Origin of the sequence: Caenibacillus caldisaponilyticus (genome assembly GCF_002003465.1) — a bacterium.
GTDB classification, from domain to species: domain Bacteria; phylum Bacillota; class Bacilli; order Bacillales; family Sporolactobacillaceae; genus Caenibacillus; species Caenibacillus caldisaponilyticus.
On record NZ_BDDQ01000170.1, the window covers coordinates 1 to 1,177 of the forward strand.

A 1,177-nucleotide genomic window follows, 5' to 3' on the forward strand; every position below is an offset into this window, starting at 1 on the left:
CTTCAATTTCCGCCGTTTGGAGCCGTCTTGTTCCCAACCCGTATGGACTAAAGCGATCTTAAGTTCTTTCGCCTTTTTCTTCTTGCCGCCCTTTTCTTTTTGTTGTTTCACAAACAACCCGTCCACCTCGACAAAGAGCACTTCAGGCCCGGGTTGTTTGGACTTCGGCTCACACACCTCGGACGCGAGGAGATGCTGCCGCAGCGCTTCGTGGCTCATGGGGACATAACCCAAGAACGTCTCCAATTGCTTTACGGCGTGGCGGTAAGACGGGCCGGACACGGCCAAGGCCATCGCCCATTGTTCAAGGAGCGGGCTGAATCCCTTGCGGCCGTCAAAGGCTAAATAGTGATCCAATAAAGCGATATAACGACCATTTTCCCGGTCTTGATAATAATTGCGTTTGATGGTCAACGGACCGAACATCGTATCGATGTGAACGTCGCGCCGATCTTTCAAGCGAAAGCGGCGTTTATCCCGCGCTTCGGCGATTTCGGCATCCATCTGTTCCAAAACCATCGTCAAAACCTTGCCAAACATCTCCTGTAACACCTGAAAGACATAGCGTTCAAGCTCTTCTAAAGTCGGGTATTTCGGGTTATAATGTCCCATGTGAGGGCCTCCTTTGTACGGTTTTTTTGGACAAACTCATTGTACAAAAAAGAGGCCCTCATTTCTTGTTTTTTCTGCATTCCCCTATCGCGCTATTGCTTGGTGGCCTTGGCAGATGATGTTGGATTAAAAGCCAACACATCCGCCAAGGTTAATTTACATATATTAACTTTTATTCCTATTCTTGCTCCCACAATTATTTTACTCCTACGAGGCGGAAATCATCGAAAAACAGGAACGATCGATCCAAACGCTCATCAAACTGTCCAAACTGCCATATCGCAAGACGATCGATACGTTTGATTTTAACGCACTGCCTTCCGTGGACGAGCGTCGGATTCGAGAGCTGCTTACCTTATCGTTTATTGATCGAAAGGAGAATATCCTTTTTCTCGGTCCACCGGGGATTGGAAAGACGCATCTGGCGATTTCGATTGGAATGGAGGCGATCGCAAAAGGATATAAAACGTATTTTATTACCGCCCATGATTTGGTCACTCAGTTAAGAAGAGCCGACCAGGAAGGAAAGCTGGAAAAAAAGCTTCGTATGTTTGTAAAGCCAACC

Annotated in this window: 1 protein-coding gene and 1 pseudogene; one reads left to right on the forward strand and one right to left on the reverse strand. The window is 47.3% G+C overall.

What is annotated here, in order from left to right; all coding sequences use genetic code 11:
• Window positions 1-612: UPF0236 family transposase-like protein (locus tag CCB157_RS17085; RefSeq protein ID WP_193432333.1), on the reverse strand; the 612-nt coding region annotated here is incomplete at its 3' end.
• Between the two features lie 196 nt (window positions 613-808).
• Here CCB157_RS17085 and CCB157_RS17090 point away from each other — a divergent pair.
• Window positions 809-1,177: pseudogene (locus CCB157_RS17090) on the forward strand (ATP-binding protein); the annotation flags it as partial.